Below are 25,340 nucleotides of genomic sequence, written 5' to 3' on the forward strand. Positions count from 1 at the left end.
GTCGTCCTCGCCGGTGCCACAGGTCACCTGGTGGTGGTCACGAATGATGGTCACCGGCCCGCGAACAGCCCCCCTGTGGCAGGAGTCGCGTACGTACCGGCAACAGCGACCCATCTTGCCACAACGAGCGCGGCGAGGAGAAATCCGCAGGCAACCCGGCCGACCATCACGTACGCGCTCCGCACGGACCATCACGTACGCGCTCCGCACGGACCATCACGTACGCGCTCCGCACGGACCATCACGTACGCGCTCCGCACGGACCATCACGTACGCGCTCCGCACGGACCATCACGTACGCGCTCCGCACAGGCAGACCCCCGTCGCGCCGGCCGGGGTCGCACCGTCCCGGGCAGAGGTCACCCCACCCGAACCCGTGCACGCCGGACCGGCGGCCGATCCGTCGGTCGTCCGCTGGACCTGTGGCGAGGCCCTCCTCGTCCACTCCGAGGAGGCGGCCAACAACACCACGGAGTGGAAGCGCCGGGCGATGTACGGCGGCACGCTCACCTTCCGCAACGACGAACCCCGGATCGCGGCGTTCCTGACGCCTCGACGGTGAACCGGGCCCACCCGGCCATTGCCTCGTGACCCGGGCTGTCATAGTGTTCACCTTCCGGCGAAAACTTTTCATCGAAGGGTGACAATCCATGCCGATCCCGGACACCATGCAGGCGGTCGTGTGCCACGGACCCGAGAACTACGCGCTGACCGAGGTCCCGGTGCCGGTGCCCGGGCCGGGGGAAGCCCTGGTGAAGGTCGATGCCGTCGGCATCTGTGCCAGCGACCTGAAGTGCTACCACGGTGCCGCCAAGTTCTGGGGGGACGCGAACCGTCCGGCCTGGGCCGAGACCGAGGTCATTCCCGGACACGAGTTCGTCGGGACGGTCGTGACCTTGGACGAGGAGGCCGCACGGCGCTGGGGCATCGCCGAAGGTGACCGCGTCACCAGCGAGCAGATCGTCCCGTGCTGGGACTGCCGCTACTGCCTGAGCGGCGACTACCACATGTGTGCACCCCATGTGATGTACGGCTTCAAGCGGGAGACCCCCGGTGCCATGGCCGAGTACATGGTCTACAAGCGCAACGCCAAGGTCCACCGGATCTCGGCCGACCTGCCGCCGGCCCATGCGGCCTTCGTGGAGCCGCTGTCGTGTGCGTTGCACGCGGTGGAGCGGGCGCGGCTGCAGTTCCACGACGTAGTGGTCGTCGCCGGTTGCGGGCCGATCGGGCTGGGCATGATCGCCGGCGCCCGGGCCAAGAACCCGACCACGATCGTCGCACTCGACATGGCCGACACGAAGCTGGAGCTGGCGAGCCTGGCCGGTGCCGACCTGACGATCAACATCGGCACCACCGACCCGGTGGCGGCCGTCAAGGACCTCACCGGCGGGTACGGCGCCGACGTGTACCTGGAGGGAACCGGCCACCCGTCGGCCGTCGGTCAGGGCCTCAACCTGCTCCGCAAGCTCGGCCGGTACGTGGAGTACAGCGTCTTCGGCAGCGACGTCAGCGTCGACTGGTCGATCATCAGCGACGACAAGGAGCTGGACGTGCTCGGTGCCCACCTCGGCCCGAACTGCTGGCCCACCGCGGTCCGGCTACTGGAGTCCGGGGCGCTGCCGATGGACCGGATCGTGACCCATCAACTCCCCCTGGCCGAGTTCCAGCGTGGCCTCGACCTGGTCGGCAGCGGCACCGAGTCGGTCAAGGTCAGCCTGCTGCCATGACGGCCGCACGGGCGGAGGTGCGCCGCCGCGCGATGGCCGACCACCTGCTGTCGATCGGTGCGGCCACCACGACCGAGCTGTCCGAGCGGTTCGAGGTGAGTGCGGTGACGATCCACCGCGACCTCGTGGAACTGGAGCGCCGTGGTGTCGTCCGCCGCTTCCACGGCGGTGTCACCGCACAGCCGTCCAGCACCTTCGAGTCGCTGCTGGACTACCGCCTGAACTCCGAGCTCGAACACAAGCAGGCGATCGCGGCCGCCGCGCTGGACCACGTCCACCCCGGGATGTCGGTCCTGCTCGACGACAGCACCACCACCTTGCAGCTGGTGCCCGGACTGGCCAGGCGCACTCCGCTCACCGTCGCGACGAACTTCCTGCGTGGCCTGCGCGAGCTCACCACCCTGCAACGCGATCACGACCTGGAGGTGATCGGGATCGGAGGCCGGTACGACCCGGGCCACGACTCCTTCGGCGGGCTGCACGCCACGGAACAGGTGCGTGCGATGCGGGTCGATGCCGCCTTCGTCTCCACCGCCGCCGTGTCGGCGACCGGGATCTACTACCAGGGTGACGAGATCGCCTCGCTGAAGCGGGCCATGATCGACTCGGCCGCCGCCACGTACCTGCTGGTCGACCACACGAAGCTGCACCGTGAGGCGCTGCTCCGGGTCGCCCGGATCACCGAGGTCACCATGGTCATCACCGACTCCGACGCCGATCCGGAGCGCCTCGCACAGTGGCGGCGTGCCGGCGTGGCTTGCCAGGTCGCCGACGTCCCGACCCCCACCTGACCCTCCCACCCGACGACTTCCACCCGACGACGAGGACTGCCATGACCCGCATCGCCAATGACCCGGCCCGCTTCAGTGAGGACATGATGCGCGGATTCGCGCTGGCCCACCCGCGCCACGTCGTCCGTGTCGAGGGAGCCAGTGGGTTCCGCCGGGCGGACGGCCCGCTGGAGGGGAAGGTGACCCTGCTGATCGGCGGCGGTTCGGGGCACTACCCCTCGTACAACGGAGTGATCGGTCCGGGGTTCGCCGATGCCGCCGTGCTGGGTGACGTGTTCACCTCACCCGCCGCCCAGCAGGTCCACCGGATCGCGAAGGCGGCCCACGGCAACGCCGGAGTGGTCCTCGCCTTCGGGAACTACGCGGGTGATCGGATGAACTTCGGGGTCGCGGCCGAACGCCTGCGCGCCGAAGGGATCGACACCCGGGTGGTGTGGGTGACCGACGACGTCGCGTCGGCACCGCCCGACGCCGTGGCGCAACGACGCGGCATCGCCGGCACCTTCACCGTCTACAAGCTCGCCGGCGCGGCAGCCGAACGTGGTGACGACCTGGACGACGTCGAACGGATCATGCGGGCGGCCAATGCCGCGACGTACACCTTCGGCGTCGCCTTCGACGGGTGCACCATGCCCGGGGCCCGGGAGCCGCTGTTCACCGTGGCCGACGGATCGATGGACCTGGGTCTGGGCATCCACGGCGAGCCCGGGGTACGGACCACCGCGGTGCTGCCGGCCGACCGGCTGGCCGCCACTCTCGTCGACCGTGTCCTCGCCGAACGTCCCCCGCAGGCCGACGGGAGGGCTGCGGTGGTGCTGAACGGGCTGGGCTCGACCAAGTACGAGGAGCTCTTCGTGCTCTTCGGCGAGATCGCCCCGCTGCTACATGCTCGCGGGGTCGAGGTGGTGGAGCCGGTCGTCGACGAGGTGGTGACCAGCCTGGACATGGCCGGATGTTCGCTGTCGGTGACCTGGCTCGACGACGAGTTGGAGTCGCTGTGGACGGCCCCGGCCGACACCCCCGCCTTCCGGCGCGGACCGGTCGTACGCCCGACCGAGCACCGGACGGTCCGCTCCGACGCCGACCGGGTCGATGCCGACACCGTCGCCGTGGCCGACGCCTCGCCGGAGTCGCGGCGCGGCGGTCACCGCGTGGTGGCGATGCTGCACACCATGCAGTCGACCATCGAGGACCATGCCGACGAGCTCGGCCGGCTCGACGCGGTGGCCGGGGACGGGGACCACGGCCGCGGGATGACCCGCGGGGTCCGCGGTGCCGTGGCCGCTGCCGAAGCGGCGGTCGCCGCCGGCGCCGGTACCGGGTCGGTGCTGCGGTCGGCCGGGTTCGCCTGGGGGGACCGGGCCGGTGGCACCAGCGGGATCCTGTGGGGGTTGCTGTTGTCGACCACCGGTGGCCGACTCGGTGACGACCGGGCTCCGGACGCCGTCGGCGTCGCCGACGCGATCACGGCCGGGGCTCAGGCCGTCCAGGAGCTCAGCGGGACCTCCCTGGGAGACAAGTCCCTGCTGGACGCCCTGTTCCCCTTCGTCACCACCCTGCACCGGGAGGTCACCGCTGGGGTCGACCTGGGACCGGCCTGGGCCACGGCCGCCACGGAGTGCACCCGGGCCGCGGCCGCGACGGCGACGTTGACCCCTCGGGTCGGCCGGGCCCGCCCGCTCGCCGAACGCAGTGTCGGCAGCCCCGACCCCGGCGCCATCTCGCTCGCCCTGCTCGTCACCGCCCTCGCCCCGACCCTTCACGACACCGTCGCCACCGGACAGGAGAACCGCTGATGACCACACCGCCCACCGCCCCGGCCACCCCGCACCCCGGCGAGGAGAGCGCCCCCGGACTCCGCCTGCTGGTCGGCGGGGACGGTGCCGGGATCGAGTACAAGGACGCCATCCTGGCCGACCTGCGGACCGACCCGCGGGTCGCCTCGGTGGTCGACCTCGGCGCCGATGCCGACGACCCGACCGGCACCAGCTATCCGTCGGTGGCCACCCGGGCCGGCGAGTTGATCATGAAGGGCGATGCCGATCGGGCGATCCTGGTCTGCGGCACCGGGATCGGGGTCGCCATCTCGGCCAACAAGGTGCCGGGCATCCGTGCCACGGTGGCCCACGACTCGTTCAGCGTCGAGCGGTCGATCCTGTCGAACGACTGCCAGGTGGTCACCTTCGGCCAGCGGGTGATCGGCCTCCAGCTCGCCCGCCGCCTGGCCCGGGAGTGGCTCGGCTACCGGTTCGACACCACCAGCCACTCCGCGGCGAACGTCGCCGAGATCGTCGCGTACGAGGAGCGCACGCCCTCATCGCGACACCGCCCGGGTTGACCCGGGGACGGGAACGGCCACCTTCCATTCGGTCGATCCCCGCGCCGGCCGTTCTGGACCAGCGTGGGGCGGGAACCCGTCACCGCGGAAGGGAGCCCCGATGTTCGACGACATCGCTCGCCTACGGACCACCCGCACCAGGTCCATCTCACCGGAGAACCCCGACGGCTCCACCGGGGGCGGAGCCCGGGCGACCGAAGGGACCGGTGCACACGCCGCGCGTGAGCTGGGGCGCGGCTGGAAGGTCTCCCCGTCGGTCGTGATCGGCGGGCACAGCACCCATGACCTGGCGGTGATCGACGAGCCCGGACGGATCACCCACATCTGGCTGACCACGCACCGCGACCACTGGCGGTCGCTGGTGCTGCGCGCGTACTGGGACGGTGACCACGAGCCGGCGATCGAGGTACCCGTCGGTGACTTCTTCGCCTCCGGCTGGGGCCGCTTCGCCCAGGTGTCGTCGGCCATGGTCGCGGTCAACCCGCACGGTGGCTTCAACTCCTACTGGCCGATGCCGTTCGGCTCCTCGGCGCACCTCACCCTGGAGAACCTGTCCCCCGACGACGCGACCGTCTACTACCAGGTGACGTACGACACCGGCCCCGGCGTCGCGGGTGCCGAGGACGGATTCGGTCACCTGCATGCGCAGTTCCGACGCAGCAACCCGCTGGTCGAGGGCGAGACGCACCCAATCCTGCGCGGGGTCGCCGGTCGCGGCCACTACGCCGGCACCTATCTCGCCTGGGGCGTGAACTCCACCTGCTGGTGGGGTGAGGGCGAGGTCAAGTTCTACCTGGACGGGGACGACGAGTTCCCCAGCATCGCCGGCACCGGCACCGAGGACTACTTCGGTGGGGCATGGAACTTCGACGTCCCCGACGCCGGCTACACCGAGTTCTCGACGCCGTACCTGGGATTGCCACAGGTGATCCGCCCCGACGGCGGCTACGAGTCCCAACAGCGGTTCGGGATGTACCGGTGGCACGTACCCGATCCGATCACGTTCACCCGCGACATCACCGTGGACGTGCAGGCGCTCGGCTGGCGGCCCCGAGGGCGTTACCGCCAGCTGACCGACGACATCAGCTCCGTCGGCTGGTTCTACCTCGACCGGACGAGCACGACCCGCCCCGAACTGCCCTCGGCGAACGCCCTGGAGCCGTGACGCCACCGCGGCTCCGGCCAGGTGGCGGTCCGGCGCTCAGTCGTCGCCCCGCGCCAGTGATCCCAGCAGGTCGCGGTTGAGCCGGGAGATCGTCTCCAGCGGGATCCCCTTCGGGCACACGGCGGTGCACTCCCCGATGTTGGTGCAGTTGCCGAAGCCCTCCTCGTCGTGCTGGTTCACCATGTTGAGGACCCGGCTGTGTCGCTCCGGCTGGCCCTGCGGCAACAGGCCGAGGTGGGTGATCTTGGCCGCGGTGAACAGCATCGCCGAGCCGTTCGGGCAGGCGGCCACACACGCACCGCAGCCGATGCAGGTGGCGGCGTCGAACGCGTCCAGGGCGTCCTCCTGGCCGACCGGGGTGGCGTTGGCCTCGGGGGCCGAACCGGTGTTGACCGAGATGTACCCCCCAGCCTGGATGATCCGGTCGAAGGAGCCACGATCGACCACGAGGTCCTTCACGACCGGGAACGGCTCGGCCTGCCACGGCTCGATGTCGATCTCGTCGCCGTCGGAGAACGACCGCATGTGCAGCTGGCAGGTCGTCGTCCTCGACGGGCCGTGCGCCACCCCGTTGATGGTGAGGCCACACGCGCCGCAGATCCCCTCGCGGCAGTCGGAGTCGAAGGCGACCGGGTCCTGACCCTCGGCGGTCAACTGTTCGTTCAGCACGTCGAGCATCTCCAGGAAGCTCATGTGCTCCGACACGTCGTCCAGCTTGTACGTGGCCATCCGGCCCTGCGCGTCGGCAGCGGCCTGCCGCCAGATGTTCACCGTGATCTTCATCGAGTTGCCGTCCTTCGCTTCGCTGGTTGCCGTCGCTGGTTCGAGAAGCCGTTCACTTGTACGAACGCTGCTTCATCTCGATGGCCTCGTACTCCAGGGGTTCCTTGTGCAGCACCGGCTTGGTCCCGACCCCGGTGAACTCCCAGGCCGACACGTGGGCGAACTCCTCGTCGTTGCGCAGTGCCTCGCCCTCCGGGGTCTGGCTCTCGGCGCGGAAGTGGCCACCGCACGACTCGGCGCGGGTCAGCGCGTCGACGCACATCAGCTCGGCCAGTTCGAAGAAGTCGGCCACCCGGCCCGCCTTCTCCAACGCCTGGTTCAGTTCATCACCCGAGCCGAGCACCCGCACGTCGGACCAGAACTCCTCGCGCAGTTCCCCGATCCGGGTGATGGCCTTGCGCAGGCCGTCGGCCGTACGCTCCATGCCGCAGTACTCCCACATCAGGTTGCCGAGTTCCTTGTGGAACGAGTCGACGCTGCGGTTGCCCTTGATGGACAGCAACTTGTGGATCCGTTCCCGGACCGCGGCGACGGCCTCGACCGCTGCCGGATGGGACGCGTCGACCGGCTGGTGGGAGTTGGTGCCCAGGTAGTTGGCGATCGTGTTCGGCAGCACGAAGTAGCCGTCGGCCAGGCCCTGCATCAGCGCCGAGGCGCCGAGCCGGTTGGCGCCGTGGTCGGAGAAGTTGGCCTCCCCCACCACGAACAGTCCCGGGATCGACGACTCGAGGTCGTAGTCGACCCAGAGCCCGCCCATCGTGTAGTGCACGGCCGGGTAGATCCGCATCGGCGTCTGGTACGGGTCCTCGCCGGTGATCTGGGCGTACATGTCGAACAGGTTGCCGTACTTGGCCCGGACCGCCTTCTCCCCCAGCCGGACGATGGCGTCGGCGAAGTCGAGGTAGACCCCGCGGCCACCGGGGCCGACACCGCGGCCCTCGTCGCACACCTGCTTGGCGGCCCGGGAGGCCACGTCGCGGGGCACCAGGTTGCCGAAGGAGGGGTACCGCCGCTCCAGGTAGTAGTCGCGGTCGGCCTCGGGGATCTCGCGCGGATCGCGCTTGTCCTCACCGGACTTCGGCACCCAGATGCGGCCGTCGTTGCGCAACGACTCGCTCATCAGCGTCAGCTTGGACTGGTAGTCACCCGAGACCGGGATGCAGGTCGGGTGGATCTGGGTGTAGCACGGGTTGGCGAAGTAGGCGCCCTTGCGGTGGGCCCGCCACGAGGCGGTGACGTTGCAGCCCATCGCGTTGGTCGACAGGTAGAACACGTTGCCGTAGCCACCGGTGCCCAGCACCACCGCGTCGGCGAAGTGGGTCTCGATCTCACCGGTGACCATGTCGCGGGCCACGATCCCGCGGGCCTTCCCGTCGACCACGATCAACTCGAGCATCTCGTGGCGGGTGTGCATCTCCACGGTGCCTGCCGCGATCTGCCGCTCCAGCGCCTGGTAGGCGCCGATCAGCAGCTGCTGCCCGGTCTGGCCGCGGGCGTAGAAGGTGCGCTGCACCTGCACGCCACCGAACGAGCGGGTGTCGAGCAGGCCGCCGTACTCACGCGCGAACGGGACGCCCTGGGCGACGCACTGGTCGATGATGTTGGCCGACACCTGGGCCAGCCGGTAGACGTTCGACTCCCGCGAGCGGTAGTCCCCGCCCTTGACGGTGTCGTAGAACAGCCGGTGCACCGAGTCACCGTCGTTGCGGTAGTTCTTGGCCGCGTTGATGCCACCCTGGGCGGCGATCGAGTGGGCGCGGCGGGGGCTGTCCTGGTAGCAGAAGCTCTTCACCTGGTAGCCGGCCTCGCCGAGCGTCGCGGCGGCGGACCCGCCGGCCAGCCCCGTCCCGACGATGATCACGCTCATCTTGCGACGGTTGGCCGGGTTGACCAAGGTGGCGTCGAACCGCCGCTGGTCCCACATCTGGTCCACCGGCACCCGGGGTGCCTTGGTGTCGTGGATCGGCTCACCCTCGACGTACAGGTCGTCGGCGTCCACCGAGCCTGCGGTCGGTACGGCGTCGGGGGCCGGCTCGGCTGCGGGAGTGGGCTCCGCCGCGGGAGTGGGCTCGGCGGCGGGTGCCGGCTCCGCGGCGGCCGCGGGCTCCTCGGCGGGCGTGGTGGGCTGCTGCTGGTCGTCCATGTTCACTTCACCAATCCGAGGAGGATCGCGAACGGCGGCAGCAGGAATCCGATCAGGATCACACCGGCGACGGCGATCGCGATGACGTTCAGGTTGCGGCGGGCGGTGGCCGAGGTGTTGAGGCCGAGGGTGGTCAGGCCACTCCACACGCCGTGGCGCAGGTGCAGGGCGACCATCACCAGCGCGACCAGGTAGATCAGCACCATCCACCAGTGCTGGAAGCTGTTGACGACCCGGCCGTACGGGTCTCCGGCACCACCGGGATTGATCACCTTCCAGGTCAGGTGCAAAAGGTGGAAGATCACGTACAGCAGGATCGTGACGCCGCCCCACCGGACGGTGAAGGATGCGAAGGTCCGCTGCACCCCGAGCGCGCGGGCCCGCTTGGACTGGTACCGCTTGCCACCACGGGTCGCGTGGTGGGAACGACGGGTCAGCACGACCGCCGAGGCGATGTGCGCGACCACGCTGACCAGCAGGACGATCCGTACGACCCAGAGCACCCCGCCGTACGGGATCATCGGCTCACCGATCGTACGCAGGTGTGCCGCGTAGTCGTTGAAGGCGGCCGCGCCGCCGAAGACCATCAGGTTCCCGTACATGTGCACCAGCAGGTACCCGACCATGATCAGGCCGCTCACCGCCATCACGGCCTTCATCAGCACGGTCGAGCGCATCGCTCGGGCCCGCGGAGTCAGAGTTGTCGTCGCCACGGCCACACCCTACGACCGGGCGGCAGGTGGCCGCCACGTAGGTCCAGCTTGCGTGACCCAACTCTCACCCGTGGCGGCGCCCGGAAGCGCCGCCACGGCGTCACGAGGCACGGGCCCGGAGCCGGATCGGCGTGGTGGTGCGGGGCAACCGGGTCAGGTCGATCGGGCAGGCCCCCGGCCCGTCCACCTCGATGGCGGCCACCGCATCACCGAAGGCGGCGCGCCAGGCCACCGCACTCTTGGCCACGATGACCGAGACCTCGGCCGGGTCGATGCCGACGATCGTCAACTGGTCGCGGTGGAACGGCGGCACCGGGCGGTCGGTGACGATGATCCGGACGCCCCCGACGCGCAGCACCGCTGTGGGCCCCATGGTGAAGTGCTGGCCGTGCTGCCAGGTGCCGGTCGACACGTAGTTGCCGTCACTGAGGGTGACTACCTCGGCACCGGCGACCTCGACCGGGTCGCCGTGCAGGTCGTCGGTCTTGCCGCCCAGCCGGACGTCCAACCGTGCCCCCACCCCGGCCGCGGTGGCCGCCGCGGCGACCTCCCGGTCGGCGATGATCACCACCGCATCGGGTGCGTCCTGGGCCAACAGCTCGGCCAGCACGGCCGTCCCGTCGCCCGGGCAGCCACCGCCCACGTTGTCGGCCACGTCGGCCAGCACGACCGGCCCGGTCGGCTGCTCCAACGCCTCGGCAACGGCCTTGTCCGGCTGCGGCCGGTGCAACTCGAAGTCGGCCGCCCGCGCCTCGATGTCGGCCACCGTCTCGTCGGCGACCGCGGCCGCCACGGCACGGCGGGACTCGTCGGCGACGACGTACACACTGTTGCCCACCGTCGGGACGTCGTCGTACGGGAACCCGGCGGCGATGCTGACCCGGACCACCCCGGCCTCGCGGCCACGCTCGACCGCCCGGGTGAGCAGGCCCTTCATCGGCTGGTCCTCGGTCCCCTGGGCCAAGGGGCAGGTCAGCAGCGGGGTCTTCGCCAGGACCGTGACCAGCCGCTCCCCGGCCAGCACCCGGCCGAGCAGTTCGGCCGCCTCCTGGCCCCGCTCGCGCATGTCGACGTGCGGGTAGGTGTCGTAGCCCACCAGCACCTCGATCTCGTCGGGCAGCTCGGGGGCGAGGTTGGCGTGCAGGTCCAGCACCGCGGCGATCGGCACGTCGCCGACGACCTGACGCACCGCGCGGGCGGTCGCGAGCTCGACGTTGTCACAGCCCTCGACGACCATCGCCCCGTGCAGGTTGAGCAGCACCCCGTCGACCGGTCCGGCCTCGGCCAGCTCGCGCACCAGCCGCTCCCGGATGGTCGCCCAGGTCTCGGCCGACGCCGGCCCACTCGGCCAGGCACCGGCGGAGAACACCGGCACCAGGTCGAAGGTGTCCTCGGCGTCGAGGAAGCCCCCGATCACCGATCCGACGCCGCGGTTGTGGTCGGCCAGCGCCGCCCCGGACAGCAGTTCGAACTCCTCGAAGTCGGCCAAGGTGGCCGGTCGGGAGGCGTAGGTGTTGGTCTCGTGCCAGACGCCGGCGACGGCGACCCGGGGCCGCTTCGTCCCGAGGCGACCGGCTGCCGTCGCCGACCTGTCCGTCATCGCCGCGCCAACTCCTTGCCGAGGGCCTGCTCGAAGCGTTCCAGGGTGTCGTCCAGCTCGGCCTGGCCGTGGGTGATCGACACGTAGTAGATGCCACGGGCGGCCACCCAGATGCCGGCCTCGGCCAGGTCGTCGGTGAACGCGGCGTAGCGGGCGAGGTCGAGGGTGGCCAGGCTCGCGTTGTCGGTGGCCGGCGCGTCGTCGTCGGCGAACGAGACGTGGAACGCCATCGGCAGGCCCTGGATGTGCAGGTTCGCGCCGAGTCGGCGACCGACCTCGGCCAACCCGTCCTTGAGCTTGGTGCCGAACTCCTCCAGCGCCGGGTACGGGTCGTTCTCCTTCAGCCAGTCCATCGTCGCGTCGACGGCGGCCGCGGCCATCACCGAGGCGTTGAAGGTGCCCGAGTGGTTGACCTCACCGGTGCCCAACAGCTCCATCAGGTCGCGGCGTCCGGCGAGCGCGCTGACCGGCCAACCGCCGGCCAGCGCCTTGCCGTACACCCCGAGGTCCGGCGTGACGCCGAACCGCTGGGCGGCACCGCCGTACGCCAGGCGGAAGCCGGTGATCACCTCGTCGAAGATCAACACCGATCCGTTGTCGGTGCAGAGCTCACGCAGCCCCTCGAGGAACCCCGGCACCGGGAGCAGCGCCCCGGAGTTGCACACCATCGGCTCCAGGATCACCGCGGCGATCTCGTCACCCCGCTGGGCGAACGCCTCCTTGGCCGCAGCCAGGTCGTTGTAGGGCAGCACCAGCCAGTCGGCCAGGTTGTGCTCCAGCTGGCCCTTCGAGGCGACCGTGCCGGTGTTGCCCTGCCAGTTCATCAGCACCGTGTCGTACCACCCGTGGTACAGCCCGGCGAACCGGATCACAAGCCGGCGGCCCGTGGCACCGCGGGCCAGCCGCAGGGCACCGTGGTCGGACTCGCTGCCGGAGACGCCGAGGCGGGCCATGTCGGCCCAGCCGATGGCGCCGAGCAGCTTCTCGGTGGCCTCGATCTCCAACGTGTGCTGGGCGCCGAACACCATGCCCTTGGTGACCGCCTTGCTGACCGCCTCGTTCACCGCCGGGTGGCCGTGGCCCATGAAGGCCGGACCCTGCCCCAGCAGGTAGTCGACGTAGTCGCGGCCATCGAGGTCGTACAGCCGCGGCCCCTCGCCGCGGTCGAACACCATGTCGTTGACCGGAAGCCGGACGTTCGAGCTCACCCCACCCGGCAGCACCTTCGCTGCCCGCTCGGTCCACGTCGGGTCCGTCGTCCTGTCCGCCACGATGCATTCTCCTTGGTTCCGGTGTTCGGGATGATTTTTTCATTGTGGTGCCGGACGATCACGTCGTCAAGCCCACAAGGCCCCGGTCGAGGCGATAGGCTTCCAGTGCTGGGGACAGCTGTCCCGAAATCAGCCCGAGCGACGGGAATGGCATGGAGAACACGACGGCGTATCCGATCCGAGCGGTCGACCGGGTCTGCGACCTGCTCGACACCCTGCGCGTGGCGACGGCTCCGCTGACGTTGACCCAGATCGCCGACCTGATCGAGCTGCCCAAGAGCTCGACCCTGCGTTACCTGGCCGCCCTCGAGGGACGCCGGTACGTGCTGCGCACCGGGGACACCTATCAGTTGGGGCCCGCCTTCCAGCCGATGCACGACGAATACCTCGAGCGGCTGCGGGAGACCGCACTGCCGCACCTGGTGCAGCTGCGCGACCACTTCGGCGAGACGGTGAACTTCGGGGTGCTCGCCGGCGAAGACGTCGTGCACGTCGAGGTCGTGGAGTCGGCCCAGCCGGTGAGGCTCGCCGCGAGCCGGGGCGACCGGGCCCCGGTGCACTCGACCGCGATGGGCAAGGTGCTGGCCACCACGATGGACGAGGACCACCTCGAGGCCATGCTCGCCCGGCCCCTGCCGGCGGTGACCGAGAACACGATCACCACCGCCGAGGCGTTCCGCGCGGAGTTGGCCAAGGTGGTCGAGCGGGGCTGTGGCTTCGACGACTGCGAGAACCAGCCGGACGGGCGCTGCGTGGCGATCCTGCTGCCGGGGTTGGCGGCCCCGATGGCGATCAGCGTCAGCGCCCCGTCGTCCCGGCTCGAACCCGACGAGATGGCCCACCGCGGCGCCGAGATGCACGAGCAGGCCGAGGCTCTGGTCCGCGCGCTGCAGGCCGTCCCCCGCTGAGCCTCGACGACGGACGCGCCATCGATCCGAGGGTACGGTACGGCTTCAGGAGCCGACCGCACGTCCGGCGAGCAGGTTGTCGACGAACCGGGCGATCACCGAGGCCAGCCCCGGATGGGCCCGCGGTGGTGGGACTTCACTCCCGACGCACACCCGGACCTGCTGGAGTGTCAGGTCGACGAGTGTCGAAGACGAACGCACGCCCCACGACCGGACCTCCTCCACAAGGTCTTGGCGAGTGATCGAGGCGTGGCGATAGGTGCCGTTCACCGCGAGCGCGAGCTCACCGTCCTCGGGCTGGTGCACCATCGGCACCAGGTCGTATCCGGGGGCCAGCGTGATCGCACCATCCGCGGCATGGAGCAGGGAGAGGTTCTTCGCGTGGAGGTCCAGGTTGCCGATCGCCACCGCGTAGGTCACCATGCGCGCCAATCGTTCGAGGGAGTCGCGGTCGGCGTGCTCGGTCAGCACCGAGGCGATCCGGGCGAAGCTTGCCCGGCCGCCGACGCGCTGGTACTTCTCGTTGCCCCCGATCCCCAGGGCCTGGGCCAGGTCCTCCTGGTGCAGGCGCCGGCAACCACGACGGTCGTAGCGCTCGATGACCAGGGCCTCTACGCCGTCGAACTCCTCGACCCAGCTGGCGAAGGTGCTGACTCCGGCCGAGCGGGCAAGCCTGAGTCCGTACTCCTCATCGTGGATCATGGTCGGCCGATCGGCCTGCGTGGGCTTCAGGATGTGGGTCGACGGGTAGCCGTCGAAGACGCGCAGCCACGTGCCGTTCCCGCGGGCGAGGACGATCTTGTCCTGAACACCGGCCAACGACGTCTTTCCGTCGACGGGCCGGTTGCCCAACGGTTCTTGCTGCACTCGTCGCAGCAGGTCGGCCACTTGCGCGGTACGGCACCGCCACCGACAGCACCGTGCTGTCGAGGCCATGGCGATCGACCGCGTCCTCGTCGGTCACGAAGTCGAAGCTTCGCCAGTCACCCACGAGGCGTCCGACCGGGTGCCCGAACAGCTCGACGACCAGATCACCCACGGTCGCCACCACCATCGTCGGTCTCTGCCTGATCGTGGCTGACCGGCTCGATCGACGCAGACAGAGACATGCCGCTGGCGCGCATCATCGCAAACAGTCGCTCGGTGAAGATCGACGGCTTCCCTGCCTCCATCTCCCAGACGTACCGTTGGCTGGTTCCCAGCAGCTCGGCCATGTCGCGCTGCGTGAGGCCGGACAGCACGCGCGCCTGCTGCAGGAACCGGCCCAGCGACTCAGGCCCGGACACCCGCCCCTGATAGCGAGCCATGACCACCTCCCGACTACGAAATCATCATCAGTGTACGTGACTCGCTTAACGTAGTCGGTGCTCCCGATGGTCGTGGTCGGCGTCATCGAGTGGGCACGTGGAGAGGGATCAAGCGTCAGTTCACCTCTCCGAACGCCCCGTCGGCGTGCCGCCGGTCTCCGCGGAGGAGGAATTCAGGGCTGGTCGGGTGGCAACAGGTCGGGTGGCAGCAGATCGGGGCGACGTTCGGCCGTACGGCGTCGCGACTGGTCCCGGCGCCACTCCGCGATCCTGGCGTGGTGCCCGGAGAACAGCACCTCGGGGACGTCAAGGCCCCGCCAGCTCGGCGGCTTGGTGTAGACGGGGTACTCCAGCAGGTGGTCGGTACCCGCCGCGTGTGACTCCTCGGTCAGTGACTCCGGGTTGCCGAGCACACCGGGCAGCAGCCGCACCACCGCCTCGACCGCGGCCAGCACCGCGACCTCACCACCGTTGAGGACGTAGTCACCCAACGTGAACTCCCGGACCCGGACCCGCTCGGCGTAGTGCTCCACCACGCGGGCGTCGATGCCCTCGTACCGACCGCAGGCGAACACCAGGTGCTGTTCCGTGGCGAGGTCGTACGCCATCGCCTGGTCGAATCGCTCCCCCGACGGGGTCGGCACCAACAGCACGGGGTCGGTGTCGGAGGCCAGCAGCGAGTCCAGCGCTTCACCCCACGGTTCGGGTTTCATCACCATCCCGGCACCGCCGCCGTACGGGGTGTCGTCGACGGTGCGGTGGCGGTCGTGGGTCCAGTCGCGGAGGTCGTGGACGTTCAGCCCGACCAGTCCGGAGGCGACGGCCTTGCCGACCAGCGACAGCTGCAGCGGAGCCAGGTAGTCGGGAAAGATCGTGACCACGTCGATCAGCAGTCGACCTCCGGTCGGTGGGTCCAGCTGCACCGCTCACTCCTCCTGATCGGCGAGCAACCCGGGCAGGTCGGCCAGCTGTACGGTGCCGGCGGCCAGGTCGACCGCGGGCACCAGGGCGGCGACGAACGGCACCAACCTGGGCTCGGCCGCCGGGTCGGCGTCGTCGAGCTCGATCACCAACAGGTCCTGGCCGCGACCGTGCTGCACCTCGGTGATCCGGCCGACACCTCGGCGGTCGTGGTCGAGCACGCGCAGGCCGACCAGCTGGTGGTCGTAGTAGGCGTCCTCGTCCTCGGGTGAGGCGCCGGCCGGCACCGACGTGGCCAACCGGACCCCACGCAGCGCCTCGGCGCCGGTCCGGTCCGACACCTCGGTCAGCCGGACCAGCAGCTTCTCACCGTGCCAGCGTGACCCGGCAATCTGCCAGGAGCGATGGGGCTCACCTTCGGCGTGCAGCCGGGTGCCGGCGCGGAACCGTACCTCCGGCTCGTCGGTCCGGACGTCGATCCCGAGTTCACCTCGGATCCCGTGCGCCCGGCCGACGACCCCCACGACGACCTCGACGGTACGTCCCATCGTGTCGGTGACGACTCAGTGACGGTTGCGCTGGCGCGGCTGGTCGACGTCGACGAAGTCGACCCGGACCTGCTCCCGTCCGGCGAGGGCGCCGACCACCGTCCGCAGTGCGGTGGCCGTACGGCCCTGACGTCCGATGACCTTGCCGACGTCGCTGGGGTGCACCCGCACCTCGAGCATCCGGCCGCGACGCAGGTCCTTGTCCTTGACCTGGACGTCGTCGGGGTTCGCGACGATGCCGCGAACCAGGTGCTCCAGCGCCTCGCCGAGCATCAGGCCTCAGCCTTCTCGGCGGCCTTGTCGTCGTCGGCCGACGAGTCTTGGGCCTTCTCGTCGGACTTCGTGTCGTCGGACTTGTCGTCGGCCTTCTTGTCGTCGGCCTTCTTGTCGTCGGCCTTCTTGTCGTCGGCCTTCTTGTCGTCGGCCTTCTTGTCCTCGGCCTTCTTGTCGTCGGCCTTCTTGTCGTCGGCCTTCTTGTCGTCGGCCTTCTTGTCGTCGGCCTTCTTGTCCTCGGACTTGTCGTCGGCCTTCTTGTCGCCCTTCTTGGCGATCGCATCGCCGGCCGGCTCCTCACCGATCTCGGCGAGGGCGGCGTTGAACCGCGCAAGCTTGTCGGCCTTGGCCGGCTGCTCGTCGATCCCCGACGGCGAGGAGTCGCCGCTGTGCTTCTGCCAGTCACCGGTGCGCTTCAGCAGCGCGACGACGGCCTCGGTCGGCTGGGCGCCGACGCCCAACCAGTACTGCACCCGCTCACCGTCCACCTCGATGATCGAGGGGTCGTTCTTGGGGTGGTACTGACCGATCTCCTCGATCGCCCGGCCGTCCCGCTTCTTGCGGGAGTCCATGACGACGACTCGGTAGTGCGGGGTGCGGATCTTGCCGATGCGCTTCAGACGAATCTTGACAGCCACGTGTGTGGGTTCTCCTGTTGGATGTCACCCGCCGGCGGGCGGGCTTGCGGATGAACGGTCGTCCGGCGTGGGGTTACCGGACCAGGTTCGCTGGATCCGTGTGACGGTGATGAGAGGGCACCATCGACACGGAGACCTCAACATTCTGCCAGAACGGCCCGGATGGGCCAACCCGAAGGTCCGGACAGTCCGAACCGCCCACCCATCACGAGTTGCGGCAACGTTGCGATAGCCTTGCAGGGCGGAATCCGGGTCGGCCCGGACCCCAGCCAGAATCGAGAGGGATCACTGTGCCCATCCGACGTTACGGCCTGTGCGGCCTGTCCAACCGCGGGGTCGGGGCGTTCGCCCTCCCCCTCCTCGGCTCCCCCGATGCCGATGGCACGCAGGCGACCGAGGACTTCTCCGACGTCGCCGACCTGGTGGGCATCGTCGAGCCGGACGCCACCCGGGTCGAGGAGTTCAACCGGACCTGCCTGCCGTCCGGTCACCCACCGATCCCGCGGTTCGACGACCTGGCCGCCATGCTGGCCGCCACCTCGCCCGATGCGGTCATCGTCGCCTCCCCCGACCACACCCACGCCGAACTGATCATCGGGGCCCTCGACGCCGGGATCGACGTGATCGCCGAGAAGCCGATGGTCACCACGACCGCTGACGCCGAGGCCGTGCTCGCCGCCCAGGCCCGCAGCTCCGCGACCCTGCGGGTGACGCACAACTTCCGCTACCTGCCCCGCCACGTGCAGTTGAAGGAACTGCTCCGCTCCGGGGTGATCGGCCGGCCGGTCCAGGTGCTGCTGGAGTACCACGTGGACACCTCACACGGCGCCAGCTACTTCATGCGGTGGAACCGGGAGCGAGCCCTGTCGGGCGGCCTGTCGCTGCACAAGTCGACCCACCACCTCGACCTGTTGGCGTGGCTGCTCGACGACGAGCCGGTCCGGGTCGGCTCGGTCGGTGGGCGGTGGTTCTACGGGCCGGACGGGCCGTACCGACCGCGGGGCGAGGACGGCCGCCCGCTGTCCGGGGACGCGGCCCAGCAGGTCGATCCGTACTGGCAGGACATGGTGTCCCGGAAGGCGATCCTGACCGGCGGGGGCCGTCGGCGCGGGCTGCGGGACCTGCCGTACACACATCAGTACCCGGCAGGGTCCGACTGGTCGGTGTTCGACGAGGAGATCGACATCGAGGACACGCTGACCAGCGTGATCGGGTACGCCTCCGGCGCGGCGGCCTCGTACCTGATCAACTTCTCCTCCCCCTGGGAGGGATCCCGGATCGCGATCAACGGCACCCACGGCATGATCGAGTCACTCGACGGCCACGTCGCCGGAGTGCCCCTCCCCGGCAGCGGCACCCTCACCGTACGACCCCTGTTCGGCGAACCGCGGGAGATCCCCGCCGACACCGGCGACGGTGGCCACGGCGGCGCCGATCCGTCGATGAGGATCGACCTGTTCCGTGGTGTCACCGAGCGCTCGCGCGAACTCGGCCTGGTCGCCGACGCCCGGGAGGGTGCCCTGGCCGTCGCCACCGGCGAGGCGCTGTGGCGGTCGGCCGAGACCGGCGAGATGATCACCATCGAGCTGGGAGCCGACCGGCGCCCCTGACCGGTCAACCACTCCCGTGACGACCCGTCACATGCTCCCGTGACGACCCGTCACATGCTCCCGTGACGACCCGGCACATGCTCTCGTGACGACCCGTCAACCCATGTGCGGATAGCCGTGCTCGGTGGCCGGGACGAAGGTCTCCTTCATCGAACGCGGACTGACCCACCTGATCAGGTTCCAGATCGACCCGGCCTTGTCGTTGGTGCCGGAGTTGCGGGCGCCACCGAACGGTTGCTGCCCGACCACCGCCCCGGTCGGCTTGTCGTTGACGTAGAAGTTGCCGGCCGCCTGCCGCAACGCCGCAGCGGCCTGGTCGATCGCGGCCCGATCGGTGGCCAGCACCGCCCCGGTCAGCCCGTACCCGGTCCCCTGGTCCACCTCGGTCAGGATCCGTGACCAGTCCGCGTCGTCGAAGACGTGCACCCCCAGGATCGGGCCGAAGTACTCGGTCCGGAAGACGTCATGGCCGGGGTCGTCGGAGGTGACGATGGTCGGCCGGACGTAGTACCCCCGGGTGTCGTCGCAACTGCCGCCGGCGATGACGGTGGCGCTGCTCCGCGCGCGTTCGATGGCGTCCCGGTTCTTGGTCCAGGCCCGACGATCGATCACCGCGGAGGTGAAGTTGCTGAAATCTCGCACGTCTCCGACCGGGAGGGCCTCTGTCTGCTCGACCAGGTCGTCGACGATTCGGTCCCACACGCTCCGCGACACGTACGCCCGCGACGCCGCGGAGCACTTCTGACCGCTGTACTCGAAGGCGCCACGGATCAGTGCGGTCCGGACGACATCGGGCTCGGCACTGGCGTGGGCGACCACGAAGTCCTTGCCGCCGGTCTCCCCCACGATCCGCGGGTAGCTGCGGAACCGGTCCAGGTGGTCGGCCACGCCGCGCCACAACGCACGGAACGTCTGGGTGGACCCGGTGAAGTGGATCCCCGCCAGGTCGGGGTGGGCCAGTGCGACCTCCGAGACCGCCACACCGTCGCCCGGCAACATGTTGATCACCCCCGGTGGCAGGCCGGCCTCGGTGAGCAACTCCATGGTCAGGTGGGCCGCCACCTGCTGGGTGGGGCTCGGCTTCCACAGCACGACGTTGCCCATCAACGCCGGGGCGGTCGGCAGGTTGCCGGCGATCGCGGTGAAGTTGAACGGGGTGACCGCGTAGACGAAGCCCTCCAGCGGCCGGTAGTCGGTGCGGTTCCACACCCCTCCCGAGCTGGCGGGCTGGTTGGCGTGGAGCTGTCGGGCGAAGGCGACGTTGAACCGCCAGAAGTCGATCAGTTCGCACGCCGAGTCGATCTCGGCCTGCTGGCACGTCTTGCCCTGCCCCAGCATCGTTGCGGCGTTGAGGGTGTCCCGCCACGGCCCCGCGAGCAGGTCCGCGGCACGCAGGAAGATCGCGGCCCGGGAGTCGAAGTCGAGCCGTGCCCACGCCGGGGCGACCTCCATCGCCGCCGCGATTGCCGCGCGGGTGTCGGCGCCGGTCGCACCCCGGGCCTGCCCCAGCACGTGGTGGTGGTCCGACGGCATCACCACGTCGAACGGCTCACCACCCCCGGGTCGGCGGACGCCGCCGATCGCCGCGGTGAGCTCGAGCGGGCCCCCGTCGGCGAGCTCGGCGACCCGCGCGGCGAGCTGTCGCTGCTCCGGAGTGTCCGGCGCATAGGTCTTCACCGGCTCGTTGGCCGGGATCGGTACGGATGTGATCGCGTCCACGTCCTGAGACTAACCCCCGCCGCCGACGACGGGCCCGGTTCGCACCCCGCCGCTTCGTGAAAAGGGGCGCCACAGCGACACAGCTGGACGCATTCGTCGCCGGTGTCGCTCAGTCGCCCTTTCGTACGCCCGACCGGCGACGCCCACCCCCGGATGAGCGTGGGACGGCGTGCCGAGGGGGAGCAGCGGTTCCGAAGGCTGCAACAACGGTAACAACTTGGCTCGCGCCACGATCACGTGCTTGACATCTTCATGGAGGACAGGGCAACAATGTCGCAATTGAAACCGAAGTTCCGCCGTATGTGTGTCCGGCGGGACGTCAACGACGACCATCCGAAAGTGGGGCTCTACATGACCTCAGGACTCAACAGGCGCGCCTTCCTGCGTGGCGCCGGTGTGGCTGCCGGTGCCGTGATCGGCGCCGGTGCACTGGCCTCATGTGCCGGTGGCGGCGCCGGCCCCGGCACCCAGGGCGGCGGCGAAGGTGGCGAGGGTGTCCAGTACAACTTCGACGACGCGGCGAACCCGTTCGGCCTGGCCGAGGAGGGGGCCGGCGAGGTCGTCATCCCCGACCAGGGCTGGGGAACGAAGTGGATGGAGGACACCATCGCGGCGTTCAAGACCAACCACGGCGGCATCGAGATCGAGATGTCGGCCCACAAGGACATGAACGTCACGATCCAGCCGCGGTTCATCCAGAACGATCCGCCGGACCTGATCATGCCGGCCGGCATCAAGGTGCCGGTGCTCGCCGAGCAGAACCAGGTCTTCGACCTGACCGAGTTCTACAAGGCCCCGGCCTTCGACGGCGGTGGCACCGTCACCGACTCCCTGCTGCCGGGCACCATGGAGGCCGCCAACCTGCTCAGCGACGGCCGGCTGATGATCGCGCCGACCACGTTCACCTCGTACGGCCTGTGGTACTCCAGCGCCGTGTTCGAGGAGAACGGCTGGGAGTACCCGAAGACCTGGGACGCCATGATCGCCCTCTGCGAGGAGATCAAGGGCACCGGGATCGCACCGTGGACCTACACCGGCAAGTACCCGGGCTACATCTTCACCCCGATGTCGGTGATGGCGGCCAAGGCCGACGGCATCGAGTCCATCCTGGCGATCGACAACCTCGAGCCGAACGCGTGGCGTGCACCGGGCATGGTGGCGGCCGCCGAGGCCATCGAGGAGCTCCGCAGCAAGGGGTACTTCCTGCCGGGCAGCGAGGGCCTGAGCCACACTGAGTCGCAGACCCTGTGGGCCCAGGGCAAGGCCGCCTTCATCCCGGTCGGCAGCTGGCTGGAGAACGAGTCGGCCGACAGCATCAAGCCGGAGAGCAAGATCAAGATGCAGAGCACGCCGAGCCTCAGCTCGTCGGACAAGCTGCCGTTCGAGGCGCTGGCCGCCTACCCCGGCAACTCGGTCTTCGTGCCGGAGCAGGCCAAGAACGTGCAGTTCGGCCTGGAGTTCCTGCGGTTCATGTGGGGCAAGGAGGCATCGGCGATCTGGACCACCAACACCAAGTCGCTGACCTCGCTGCGCGGGTACTACGACGAGCTGACCGACGTGCCGTCGGGTCTGCAGAGCGTGCTGGACAGCATCGAGGCCGCCGGCGAGGACATCCTGCCGCCTCGCAAGTACAGCTCGTACTACTCCGACTTCTCGAAGCTGGTGACCGACAAGACCGGCCTGCTGGCCTCGGGCACCATCAAGGCCAAGGAGTACATCGACACCATTCAGGCCGAGGCCGACAAGGTCGCCGCCGATCCCAACATCAAGAAGTACACCCGTACGCTCGACTGACCCAGGTCAGTTCGGCGGGTGACGCAGCCGAGCCCCGGCAGGTGGATCTCCACCGGTCGGGGCTCGTTGCGTCCCGGGTCGCGGCCAGGGCGCCCGGGCGGGAGGTCAGCTGGCCTTCTTCCTGGCGGTGGTCTTCTTGGCCGTGGACTTCTTGGCGGCGGTCTTCTTGGCAGCCGCCTTCTTCTTCGGTGCGTCGTCGGCCTGCTCGGAGCCGTCGTCACCCCCGGCCCTGCCGGCTGCCTCGGCGCGCCGCTTCTTGGCTGCGTCGACCGAGGCCCGCAGGGCTGCCACCAGGTCGACCACCTCGGCCTGCTCCGGTTCGTCCTCGTCCTCCTCGCGGGCTGGCAGGCCGGCGAGCTTGGACTCGATGACCTCCTCCAGCGCGAGCCGGTAGGCGTCGGAGTAGTTCTCCGGTTCGAAGTCGCCGGCCAGGGCGTCGATGAAGTTGGTCGCCATCGCCACCTCCGCGTCCGACACCGTGACGTCGCTGGGGGGTTCTGCGAACGACCCCTCCCGTACCTCGTCGGGCCACATCATGGTGTGCATCCGCAGCACCCCGTCGACGGGACGGATCAGCGCCAGCGACTCCTTCTGCCGCAGTGCGACCTTCACCAGGGCTGCCTGTCCGGTCGAGACCAGCGCATCACGCAACAGCACGTACGGCTTGTTGCCCGGACCGTCCGCGGCCAGGAAGTACGTCTTGTCGAAGTAGGTGGGGTCCACCTGGTCGACGGGGACGAACGAGACGACCTCGACCTCCCGCGCCGTCGGCAGCGGCACCGCCTGGAAGTCCTCGGACTCCAGGATCACCATCCGGCCGTCGGGGAGTTCGTAGGCCTTGCCGATCTCGCCGTACGGGATCTCCTCCCCGCACACCTCGCAGACACGCTTGTACCGGATGCGCCCCTCGTCGGCGGGGTGCACCTGTCGGAAGCTGATGTCCTTCTCCTCGGTGGCGGTGAACAGCTTGATCGGGATCGTCACCAGCCCGAAGGAGATGGCCCCTTTCCAGATAGATCGTGGTGCCATGGGCCCAGTCTGGCACGGCATCGGGAGCGGCGTCCGGATGTACGACCCCGCTCCCCTCGGTCACGGCCCGGTTTCCGCCGTACGGCCCCGCTCAGGAGTCGTCCCCGCGGCACCAGCGGACGGCCTCCTCGGGGGTGTGCCAGCCGAGGTCGTGTTCGTCGACCAGGTCGGCCACGACCGGGTCGTCCCAGGCCTGCCCGAGATCGGCGGCGGTGGCGGCAGCCTGCCTGGCGGTTGTCAGGTCGAGCCCGGCCGGGTCGCTGAAGACCGATGCCACATGGGGCCAGGTCAGGCCGGGGAGTCGCCCCGTCCCGAGGGTGTCGTCGGCGTCGGCGACGAAACCGGCAGCGGGGACGGCCAGCACCACGCGCGGCACCTCCGATCCGTCGGCAGACCCGCCGGGCAGCCGCAGCGCCGCGACCGCAGCGACCGACTGGGCGGCGAACAGGGCGTCCTCGCCGTCACCGGGGCCGAACTCACCCCAGGCCACCAGGCCGGGGGTGACGCCGTAGGCCGGCAACGGCTCGTTCAACTCGCCGTGATCGACCAGTTCGCGCAGCTGTTGCCACGAGACCGGGACGAAGACGGTCTCGGTGCCGAGTTGGGTCATGGCGTTGCCTCCCGCTGGGCGTCGGTGACGAGCTCTTCGATCGACTCCTCCATGCACTGGGCGAGGACGTCGATGTCGGACAGTCGGTCGCGGTCGCCGGTGATGCCGATGCCGACGCCGCCGTCGTACGAGGTCACCCCGATCGCCATCAGGTGTCCCTGGCCCAGTGGCACCACCGGGAAGCTCTCCTCCAACTGCGCCCCGGCCGCGTAGACCGGGCTCCGCGGGCCGGGGACGTTGGTCACGACCAGGTCGTAGCGACGCCGTACGGTCTCGTAGCCGGCCCGCACGCCCAGCGCGTGCAGGGTTGCCGGGGCGAACCCGGCCAGGTCGGTCAGGGTCCGGGCGTCGACCGCGACCCCGGTGTCCTTGTGGGCCTGGGTGGCGATCGCGATCTGGTGCACCCGCATCGCCGGCCGCGACTCCCCGACCGGCAGGGCCGTCAGGTGCGGTGCCACCCGGCAGCCCAGCGAGGACGGCTGGTCGTCGGCGTCGACCACGCTCATCGGCACCAATGCCAGCACCGAGCCGATGTTCTCGCCACGATGCTGCAACCAGCCGCGCAGGCCGCCGGTGATGATCGCGAGCACCACGTCGTTGATGGTGTGGCCGAGCCGACTGCGGACCGCCTTCAGGTCGTCGACCCGGGCCCGGACCCCGGCGAACCGCCGCTGCTCCGACGCCGCCCCGATGAAGGGGGACGCCTGGGCGGGAGCAGTGCCCATCAGCGCCGAGGCGGCCAGGTCGCCGAAGGTGGCGCCGAGTCCGCCGGTGGCGTCACCGACCGCGACCGCGGTGCCCAGCACCCCGGTCACGCCACGCCGCAACCCACCCAGCGCGCGGGCGGGATCACGCACGCCGTCGTAGGCGGCGGCCACCAGCAGGTCCAACCCACCCGGCTCGGGATTCGGCTCCCAGGTGACCGGACGTTCCACCGGGGCGGCCGGATCCTCGTCCAGCAGCACCTGCCCCAGATCGACGGTGTCGACGCCGTCGACCAGCGCGAGGTGGGTCTTGCTGACCAGCGCGAACCGGTTGTCGGCGAGCCCTTCGACCAGGTACAGCTCCCACAGCGGCCGGTTCCGGTCCAGCCGGCGTGACATCACCCGGCCCAGGAACTCCCGGAGCTGTTCGGGGGTGCCGGGTCGCGGCAGGGCGGAGCGTCGGAGGTGGTAGGTCAGGTCGAACGCCACGTCGTCGACCCAGACGGGAGCGGCGAGACCACCCGGCAGGGCACGGACCCGCTGCCGGTAGCGGGGTACGAACGCGATCCTGTCCTGCACCAGCGCGACCAGGTCCTCGTAGGCGAACAGGTCGTCCCCGGCGAAGACGTGGACGGCACCGGTGTGGGCCGGATGCCTCGTGGCATCCAGGGCCAGCAGTGACTCCTCACTGCGCGACAGGCGGTCCATGGCCCAACGCTATCGTGACCGGACTCACGCGCGCCCG

At 69.9% G+C, this 25,340-nt stretch carries 23 protein-coding genes and 1 pseudogene; 9 read left to right on the forward strand and 15 right to left on the reverse strand.

The annotated features are described in order from the left end of the window. Positions 1 to 376 precede the first annotated feature (376 nt). The 6 genes from ACQBAU_RS11465 to ACQBAU_RS11490 all read left to right on the forward strand — a co-directional run bounded on the left by ACQBAU_RS11465 (position 377) and on the right by ACQBAU_RS11490 (position 6,024). On the forward strand, positions 377 to 562 hold the full coding sequence (locus tag ACQBAU_RS11465; RefSeq protein ID WP_465256506.1) for a hypothetical protein: 186 nt from the start codon (positions 377 to 379) through the stop codon (positions 560 to 562). An 88-nt stretch (positions 563 to 650) separates the two neighbouring features. After that, a complete protein-coding gene (locus ACQBAU_RS11470) occupies positions 651 to 1,730 on the forward strand; it encodes an alcohol dehydrogenase catalytic domain-containing protein (protein ID WP_434551045.1) in 1,080 nt (359 codons plus the stop codon). Then, entirely contained in the window at positions 1,727 to 2,521 is a 795-nt protein-coding gene (locus ACQBAU_RS11475; protein ID WP_434551046.1) for a DeoR/GlpR family DNA-binding transcription regulator, read from the forward strand. Before ACQBAU_RS11470 ends, ACQBAU_RS11475 begins: the two co-directional genes overlap by 4 nt. Positions 2,522 to 2,562: 41 nt before the next feature. Next, positions 2,563 to 4,317: a dihydroxyacetone kinase family protein gene (locus ACQBAU_RS11480; protein ID WP_465256505.1), complete on the forward strand. Its 1,755-nt coding sequence runs from the start codon at positions 2,563 to 2,565 to the stop codon at positions 4,315 to 4,317. Then, on the forward strand, positions 4,317 to 4,859 hold the full coding sequence (locus ACQBAU_RS11485) for a ribose-5-phosphate isomerase (RefSeq protein ID WP_434551048.1): 543 nt from the start codon (positions 4,317 to 4,319) through the stop codon (positions 4,857 to 4,859). The genes ACQBAU_RS11480 and ACQBAU_RS11485 overlap by 1 nt, the downstream gene beginning before the upstream one ends. 100 nt (positions 4,860 to 4,959) lie before the next feature. Next, positions 4,960 to 6,024, forward strand: a complete 1,065-nt coding sequence (locus tag ACQBAU_RS11490; protein WP_465256504.1) for a glycoside hydrolase family 172 protein — start codon at positions 4,960 to 4,962, stop codon at positions 6,022 to 6,024. A 36-nt stretch (positions 6,025 to 6,060) separates the two neighbouring features. Here the strand turns inward: ACQBAU_RS11490 and ACQBAU_RS11495 are convergent, their stop codons facing one another. The 5 genes from ACQBAU_RS11495 to ACQBAU_RS11515 all read right to left on the reverse strand — a co-directional run bounded on the left by ACQBAU_RS11495 (position 6,061) and on the right by ACQBAU_RS11515 (position 12,534). Continuing rightward, on the reverse strand, positions 6,061 to 6,807 hold the full coding sequence (locus ACQBAU_RS11495) for a succinate dehydrogenase/fumarate reductase iron-sulfur subunit (RefSeq protein WP_434551050.1): 747 nt from the start codon (positions 6,805 to 6,807) through the stop codon (positions 6,061 to 6,063). A gap of 52 nt (positions 6,808 to 6,859) precedes the next feature. Further along, positions 6,860 to 8,950, reverse strand: a complete 2,091-nt coding sequence (locus ACQBAU_RS11500) for a fumarate reductase/succinate dehydrogenase flavoprotein subunit (protein ID WP_434551051.1) — start codon at positions 8,948 to 8,950, stop codon at positions 6,860 to 6,862. 2 nt (positions 8,951 to 8,952) lie between these two features. Continuing rightward, complete coding sequence (locus ACQBAU_RS11505; RefSeq protein WP_434551052.1) at positions 8,953 to 9,663, reverse strand: succinate dehydrogenase cytochrome b subunit; 711 nt, start codon at positions 9,661 to 9,663, stop codon at positions 8,953 to 8,955. Positions 9,664 to 9,763: 100 nt separating this feature from the next. Next, positions 9,764 to 11,263: a M81 family metallopeptidase gene (locus ACQBAU_RS11510; protein WP_465256503.1), complete on the reverse strand. Its 1,500-nt coding sequence runs from the start codon at positions 11,261 to 11,263 to the stop codon at positions 9,764 to 9,766. Next, complete coding sequence (locus ACQBAU_RS11515) at positions 11,260 to 12,534, reverse strand: aspartate aminotransferase family protein (RefSeq protein ID WP_434551054.1); 1,275 nt, start codon at positions 12,532 to 12,534, stop codon at positions 11,260 to 11,262. Before ACQBAU_RS11515 ends, ACQBAU_RS11510 begins: the two co-directional genes overlap by 4 nt. 152 nt (positions 12,535 to 12,686) lie before the next feature. Here ACQBAU_RS11515 and ACQBAU_RS11520 point away from each other — a divergent pair, with 152 nt between their 5' ends. After that, positions 12,687 to 13,442 carry an IclR family transcriptional regulator gene (locus ACQBAU_RS11520; RefSeq protein ID WP_465256502.1) on the forward strand — a complete coding sequence of 252 codons (756 nt, stop codon included), beginning with the start codon at positions 12,687 to 12,689 and terminating at the stop codon, positions 13,440 to 13,442. A gap of 45 nt (positions 13,443 to 13,487) precedes the next feature. On the opposite strand, the gene ACQBAU_RS11525 is transcribed toward ACQBAU_RS11520, so the two are convergent. The 6 genes and pseudogenes from ACQBAU_RS11525 to rpsP all read right to left on the reverse strand — a co-directional run. Continuing rightward, the gene (locus tag ACQBAU_RS11525; protein WP_434551056.1) at positions 13,488 to 14,309 is read right to left on the reverse strand and encodes a type II toxin-antitoxin system HipA family toxin; all 822 of its coding nucleotides are present in this window, start codon (positions 14,307 to 14,309) and stop codon (positions 13,488 to 13,490) included. 164 nt (positions 14,310 to 14,473) lie between these two features. Continuing rightward, positions 14,474 to 14,749, reverse strand: a complete 276-nt coding sequence (locus ACQBAU_RS11530; protein WP_434551057.1) for a helix-turn-helix domain-containing protein — start codon at positions 14,747 to 14,749, stop codon at positions 14,474 to 14,476. Between the two features lie 173 nt (positions 14,750 to 14,922). Further along, positions 14,923 to 15,642 (reverse strand): tRNA (guanosine(37)-N1)-methyltransferase TrmD, encoded by a 720-nt coding sequence (gene trmD / locus ACQBAU_RS11535; RefSeq protein WP_465256538.1) that lies wholly within the window; start codon positions 15,640 to 15,642, stop codon positions 14,923 to 14,925. Positions 15,643 to 15,675: 33 nt separating this feature from the next. Then, positions 15,676 to 16,218, reverse strand: a complete 543-nt coding sequence (gene rimM / locus ACQBAU_RS11540; protein WP_465256501.1) for a ribosome maturation factor RimM — start codon at positions 16,216 to 16,218, stop codon at positions 15,676 to 15,678. Between the two features lie 15 nt (positions 16,219 to 16,233). Then, positions 16,234 to 16,491 (reverse strand): RNA-binding protein, encoded by a 258-nt coding sequence (locus tag ACQBAU_RS11545; RefSeq protein WP_434551059.1) that lies wholly within the window; start codon positions 16,489 to 16,491, stop codon positions 16,234 to 16,236. A 236-nt stretch (positions 16,492 to 16,727) separates the two neighbouring features. Next, positions 16,728 to 17,129, reverse strand: a pseudogene (gene rpsP / locus ACQBAU_RS11550) (30S ribosomal protein S16); the annotation flags it as partial. A 290-nt stretch (positions 17,130 to 17,419) separates the two neighbouring features. Here rpsP and ACQBAU_RS11555 point away from each other — a divergent pair. Beyond that, positions 17,420 to 18,739 (forward strand): Gfo/Idh/MocA family oxidoreductase, encoded by a 1,320-nt coding sequence (locus tag ACQBAU_RS11555; protein WP_434551060.1) that lies wholly within the window; start codon positions 17,420 to 17,422, stop codon positions 18,737 to 18,739. Positions 18,740 to 18,835: 96 nt separating this feature from the next. Here the strand turns inward: ACQBAU_RS11555 and pruA are convergent, their stop codons facing one another. After that, entirely contained in the window at positions 18,836 to 20,458 is a 1,623-nt protein-coding gene (gene pruA / locus ACQBAU_RS11560; RefSeq protein WP_465256500.1) for an L-glutamate gamma-semialdehyde dehydrogenase, read from the reverse strand. Positions 20,459 to 20,809: 351 nt separating this feature from the next. Between pruA and ngcE the strand changes: the two genes are divergently transcribed. Next, positions 20,810 to 22,252: an N-acetylglucosamine/diacetylchitobiose ABC transporter substrate-binding protein gene (ngcE, locus tag ACQBAU_RS11565; protein WP_434551062.1), complete on the forward strand. Its 1,443-nt coding sequence runs from the start codon at positions 20,810 to 20,812 to the stop codon at positions 22,250 to 22,252. Between the two features lie 105 nt (positions 22,253 to 22,357). Here ngcE and ku read toward each other — a convergent pair whose 3' ends face one another. The 3 genes from ku to ACQBAU_RS11580 form a co-directional block, all read right to left on the reverse strand. Next, positions 22,358 to 23,281: a non-homologous end joining protein Ku gene (gene ku, locus ACQBAU_RS11570; RefSeq protein ID WP_434551063.1), complete on the reverse strand. Its 924-nt coding sequence runs from the start codon at positions 23,279 to 23,281 to the stop codon at positions 22,358 to 22,360. A gap of 91 nt (positions 23,282 to 23,372) precedes the next feature. Further along, positions 23,373 to 23,891, reverse strand: coding sequence for a DUF6912 family protein (locus ACQBAU_RS11575; RefSeq protein WP_465256499.1), 519 nt, complete (start codon positions 23,889 to 23,891; stop codon positions 23,373 to 23,375). After that, positions 23,888 to 25,303 carry a WS/DGAT/MGAT family O-acyltransferase gene (locus ACQBAU_RS11580; protein ID WP_434551065.1) on the reverse strand — a complete coding sequence of 472 codons (1,416 nt, stop codon included), beginning with the start codon at positions 25,301 to 25,303 and terminating at the stop codon, positions 23,888 to 23,890. The genes ACQBAU_RS11575 and ACQBAU_RS11580 overlap by 4 nt, the downstream gene beginning before the upstream one ends. Between the last annotated feature and the right edge of the window lie 37 nt (positions 25,304 to 25,340).

The organism is Carbonicoccus niuqiaonis (genome assembly GCF_050157065.1).
Taxonomy (GTDB): Bacteria; Actinomycetota; Actinomycetes; order Propionibacteriales; family Propionibacteriaceae; genus Avipropionibacterium.